The 5,568-nt window shown below is 68.1% G+C and carries 4 protein-coding genes; 1 reads left to right on the top strand and 3 read right to left on the bottom strand.

Annotation, left to right across the window (positions count from 1 at the left end; translation table 11 throughout):
• The 3 genes from AC07XS_RS15650 to AC07XS_RS15640 all read right to left on the bottom strand — a co-directional run.
• Positions 1–2,145, bottom strand: a 2,145-nt coding sequence (locus AC07XS_RS15650; protein ID WP_182715175.1) for a DEAD/DEAH box helicase, incomplete at its 3' end; no start/stop codon positions are given.
• A gap of 68 nt (positions 2,146–2,213) precedes the next feature.
• Positions 2,214–2,825, bottom strand: a complete 612-nt coding sequence (fixJ, locus tag AC07XS_RS15645) for a response regulator FixJ (protein ID WP_054764753.1) — start codon at positions 2,823–2,825, stop codon at positions 2,214–2,216.
• Positions 2,822–4,135, bottom strand: coding sequence for a sensor histidine kinase (locus AC07XS_RS15640; RefSeq protein ID WP_224762321.1), 1,314 nt, complete (start codon positions 4,133–4,135; stop codon positions 2,822–2,824). Before AC07XS_RS15640 ends, fixJ begins: the two co-directional genes overlap by 4 nt.
• Before the next feature lie 547 nt (positions 4,136–4,682).
• On the opposite strand from AC07XS_RS15640, the gene AC07XS_RS15635 reads away from it, so the two are divergent.
• Positions 4,683–5,568, top strand: an 886-nt coding sequence (locus AC07XS_RS15635; protein WP_321208188.1) for a CHASE3 domain-containing protein, incomplete at its 3' end; no start/stop codon positions are given.

The raw sequence follows: 5,568 nt of genomic DNA, 5'->3' as shown, positions 1-5,568 counted from the left end.
GATCAGGTCGGGGCTGGCGGGGATCAGCGGGGCCGTGACGAAGGCCTGGGCGAAATGGCGGGCGCGGGGTTTTTGCAGGCCCGGCAGCCAGACCGAATGGACGCCGACGCGGATGGCGAAGCTTTTCAGGGTGCGGCGCTCCACCTGGCTCAGCGCCGCCAGATCCCGATCCACGTCGCGCCGGTCGATCAGCCCGCCGGCCTCGATCAGGCGGAAGGCGAGGCCGCGCGGCAGGCCCTTCAGCGCGCCGGATTCGACCGCCTGTTTCAGCCGCCGCAGATCGCGCAGCGCCCGACCCGCCTCGGACGCCAACCAGGCCTCGATCCGTCGGCGGGCGCGCTCGCGGGCCGGGGTCGCCCCCAGGTCGCCCAACAGCCGCACCGACGGCGAAAAGGGGTCGGCCCCAGTCGGCGTCGCCTGAATCTGGGCGGTCAGCACCCCGCGCCACAGCACAGCCCCGTCCGGCGTGACGGCGAAACCCTCGTCGGCCTCGGCCGCCAACTGCCCCAGACGGCGATTGATCTCGGGCGTCACGGCCCGCACCGCCGCCTGGCGCAGGGTGCGGTCCTCCAGGGCCGAGGCGCCCTTTTCCATCTGGAAGCGGACGCCCTCGAGCTGACCCACCACCTGGCCCTCCACCGTCACCTCGCCGTCCTCGGCGACGCCCGCAAACGCATCCTCCCGGACGTTCAGCGCCCGCATCAGGGCCGTGGTGCGCCGGTCCACGAAGCGGGCCGTCAGCCGTTCGTGCAGCACGTCCGACAACCGGTCCTCCAGGGCGCGGGTCTTGTCGCGCCAGCCCTGGGCGTCATGGACCCAGTCTGGGCGGTTGGCGATATAGGACAGGGTCCGCACCGCCGAGAGCCGGGCCGACAGCTGGTCGATCTGGCCGTCGTCGCGGTCCACGAAGGCGAAGCGCGGCGCCATCCAGTCGTCGGTCAACCGCCCCCGCTTGCCGGTCAGGGCCTGGAAGACGTCCTTGGCCAGGCGGGCGTGCTCGTCCAGGGTCGTCTTCTGGAAGTCGGGCAGCTGGCAGGCCTCCCACAGCCGCATGACCGCCCCGCGCGAGCGGCCGATACGGGCGACCTCCTCATCCTTGATCAGGCGGCGCAGCAGGGTCTCGTCCAGGGCCTCGGCCGTCAGGCTGAGCCCCGCGCGGCCCGGCGTCACCGTCAGGGACCGCAGAAGGTCGGGCAGGGTGTCGAAGTCCAGCCGGGCGTTTCGCCATTCGGCCGCCTCGATCGGATCGAACCGATGCTCGACCACCTGTTCGACCAGATCCACGTCCAGATCCTCGGCCTCGGCCGTGACGCCGAAGGTCCCGTCGCGCAGATGGCGGCCGGCCCGCCCGGCGATCTGGCCGATCTCATGGGCGTGCAGCCAGCGGGTGCGGCGACCGTCGAACTTTCTCAGCCCCGCAAAGGCGACATGGTCCACGTCCATGTTCAGCCCCATGCCGATGGCGTCGGTGGCGACCAGGAAGTCGACCTCGCCCGACTGGTACAGGGCCACCTGGGCGTTGCGGGTGCGCGGGCTGAGCGAGCCCATGACCACGGCCGCCCCGCCCCTCTGACGCCGGATCAGTTCGGCGATGGCGTAGACCCGCTCGGTGGAGAAGGCGACGATGGCGCTGCGGCGGGGCAGGCGGGTCAGCTTCTTGGAGCCGGCGTAGGACAGGGTGGACAGCCGATCCCGGGTCACGATCTCCACATCCGGGATCAGGCGACGGATCAGGGGCTCCATGGTCCCGGCGCCCAGGAACATGGTCTCGAAACGCCCGCGCGCATGCAGCAGCCGCTGGGTGAAGACGTGGCCGCGTTCGGGATCGGCGACCAGCTGGATTTCGTCGATGGCCAGAAACTCGACCGACCGCTCCAACGGCATGGCCTCGACCGTGCAGACGAAATAGAGGGGGCGGACCGGGACGATCTTCTCCTCGCCCGTGATCAGGGCGACGGCGGCGGCCCCGCGCTGTTTGACGATCCGCTCATAGATTTCGCGCGCCAGGAGCCGCAGGGGCAGGCCGATCATGCCTGAGGCGTGACCCAGCATCCGCTCGACCGCCAGATGGGTCTTGCCGGTATTGGTGGGCCCCAGGACCGCAGTGACGCGCGATGGGGGCAGGCCTGCGGACCGGTCGCTCATGACAGGACAAGGTGGCGACGATCGCGCCCGGGCTCAAGTGAGTCTTTTGAGCCCAGAGGCGGCGGGCGTCAGGCGTCGGCCACGCTGAGCCCCAGCCGCACCAGCATGGACAGGCTCTGGGCCTGCATCTTCTGCATCACCTTGGCGCGGAAGATCTCGACCGTGCGGGGGCTGATGTCCAGGGCCAGGGCGATCTCCTTGTTCGACTTGCCGTCGATCAGGGCGTCGAACACCTGGCGCTCGCGCGGCGTCAGGCTGGCCAGCCGGGCGGCGGTCTGTTCGCGCGCCTCGCTCTCGACGCCCTGGCGCGCCAAGGCCGACAGACAGCCGCGCACCGCCTCCAGGATGCGGTTGGGATCGAAGGGTTTTTCGATGAAGTCCACGACCCCGGCCTTCATCAGCTGGACGGCCAGGGGCACGTCGGCGTGGCCGGTGATGACGATCACAGGCCAGGCCTCGCCCTTCAGCGCCTTGAGCCGCTGGATCAGTTCGGAGCCTTCAATCTGGGGCATCCGCAGGTCGGTGATGACGCAGGCGGACTTGTCGTCCGGCAGCTGTTCCAGAAACTGCATCGCGCTGGCGAAACCCCGCGCGCGGATGCCCTCGCCCCGCAAGAGCATGAGCAAGGAATCGCGCATGGCTTGATCGTCGTCGATGACGAAGACGGAATGGTCGGTCATGCGGCTTCGAGCTCCGTGACAGGCGTGAGGCGAAAGGAGAAGGCGGCGCCGCCCAGGGCGCTGCGGCCTACGGCCAGGGCGGCGTCGTGGCTCTCTATGATGGAGCGGGTGACGGACAGGCCCAGGCCCATGCCGCCGGCCTTGGTGGTCATCATCGGTTGGAAGATCCGGTCCATCTGATCCTCGGCGATGCCGGGGCCGTTGTCCTCGATCCGGATCTCATAGCCCTGATCGGCCAGGCTGCGGCCCGTGAGCGATACGACCGCACCGGGATGGTCGCCGACGGCGTCGACGGCGTTGCGCACCAGATTGGTGATGGCCTGCTGGAACTGGATTCGGTCGGCCAAGACCCGATCCCCGGTCGTATCGACGTCGATGCGGACGGCGATACCGGTTTCCTGCCGGATCAAATCGAAGAGGGGGCGTAGGTCGTCCACCATGGAGGAGACCCGCTCTTCCGTCAGCTGGGACGCCCCGGTCGCGATCAGTTCGCGCATGCGCCGGATGATGTCCCCAGCGCGCAGAAGCTGGGTCTTGGCCAGGTCGAGGGCGCGGCCCGCGCTGTCGCCGATCGGTCCGGCGCGCGCGATGTCGGTTTGGCACGCATGGAGATAGACGGTGGCGGCCGTCAGGGGCTGGTTCAGCTCATGCGCCAGGATAGCCGCCATCTCACCCATGGAATTGAGCCGCCAACTCTTGCTGAGCTGGTCCATCAGGTCGCGCATGCGATCGTTGACGGCCAGGCTCGGACGCTGGTCCGCCAGGGACAGGACCACCCGCTCGGAGGCCATGCTGTGCGCCAGCAGCCCGCCGTGGATGATCACCGGCACGATCTCGCCGTTGGGACGTCTCACCAGCCAATAGCCGGAGGGCGGGGCGGCCAGGGGGGCGTCCTTGACGAAACTCGCCAGGATGTCCTCGCCGAAGTCCGGCGCGAACAGGCTGAAAGGGCGTTCATGAGCATCCTCGGGCGCCACGCCCAGCAGATCGGCCGCCGGGCCGGTGATGCGGCGAATACGCCCCTCGTCGTCCAGCGTCACCACGGGCACCGAGGTCAGTATGCTGTGCAACAGGGCGGTCCGGCTGGTCAGCCGATGACCGACTTCGGCCAACAGCAGGGATACGGCGATGAAGAGGCCGGCGCCGACCGCCGCATCGAAGAGGTCGCTTCGCCCCTTCATCGCCAGATCGGCGGCGATGGAGACGCCGATGACGAAGAGGGTCGCGGTGCGGCTGCCGACCAGGGCGGTCGCCATGACGGCTCCGAACAGCGGCAGGTAGTGCACGTGATCGACGTCTCGAAGAGCCACGCTCGTCGTAACCGCCAGCGGGACGCAGACGCAAGCGAGCAGAACGGCGTTCTTCGGAGATGCGTTCGCGGATTTTCCGATGACCCGCTTCAACAACTCAGTAAAGGCGTCCGCCCGCGCCCCTGTCATGTTGGATCTCGCCGTTGCGAAATCATCTGGACTTCACCGTCGCCGCTTTTCTGACGAATTTACTACAACGACAAGGGCGTGGCTGGGAAGCGATATCGTCGTCTTTTCACACGCCTCGCGACTATCGAGCGCACTTCCTCCGATCCGATTCAGGAGATCCGCCGCGTTCGCTGCGCCGGATGGCGCCGCCCCTCAGCCCGCGCCAACCTTCGCTACGCATTCCTACCTAAGCCGCAGTTCAGAAATCGTATTAATCATCCTTCCATCCTTGGTCGGACAGATGCGGGTTCATCGCAGAGGGGCGGCTGACGCGCCGCAGAGGGCCGTTTCGGCCGTGGCGGCGCGCTCAGATCGACGAAGACCGTAGGAGTTTGGGTTGCGTTTTATTGAGAACATGTCCGTCGGACGGAAGCTCGCCGTGGCTTTCGGTGTGGTCCTGGCCGCCATCGCCGTCATGGGCGTGGTGGTGGTGACGAACCTTCTGGCCTTGCAGCGCGCCGACCACGCTCGCAACCTAGAAGGTGAGATCAATCAAGTGCTCGCCGTCGCCGAGTTCCGCCTGTCCAAGCAGGAAAACTCCTATCGCGGCTATCTGCTGTCGCAGGACCCCTATTACGCCGAACGGCTGGATCTGCACCGCGCCAAGTTCAAGGAAGCGCTGGAGGAGGTGCGGGCAAAACTGCCCGCCGATCGCGCCGCGCCCGTCGACGAGGCCATCAAGGCCGCTGACGGCTGGTACGCCAACATCGTCCAGGTCGGTAAGGCGATGGTCGCCGAGGGGCGGATCGCCGAGGCCAGCCGGATGGTCGGTCAAACCGGCGTCGCCGACCAGTTCATCGCTCCAGTTGAAGAAGCGATCGACGTCCTGAGGGCTGAGAACGAGGCCGCCCGCGAGGCGACCCGCAAGGCTCAGGCCGAGGCGGCCCAGGCCGCCCTCATGGCCGTGATCGTGGGCATGGTCTGCGCCCTGCTGATGGCCCTGGCTGCAGGTCTGGTCGCCACCCGTTCGATCGTGCGGCCGACCTTCACCATGATCGGCTATATGCAGAAGCTGATGGCGGGCGACACCGCCATCCAGGTCCAGGGCGCCGACCGCAAGGATGAGTTCGGCAAGATGGCTCAGGCCATCGTCGCCTTCCGCGACGCCGCCATTGAGAAGGCGCGTCTGGCGGCGGAGGCGCTTTCGCAGCGCTCGATGAGCGAGCAGGAGCGGGCCGCCCGCGAGGCCGAGAAGGCAGCGGAGGCCGAAGCCGACCGGGTGACGATCGAGGCCCTGGGCCGGGGTCTGGCGGCCATGGCGGACG

It is taken from the genome of Brevundimonas sp. GW456-12-10-14-LB3 (assembly GCF_059424365.1).
This window is presented reverse-complemented; position numbering and strand designations above follow the sequence as displayed.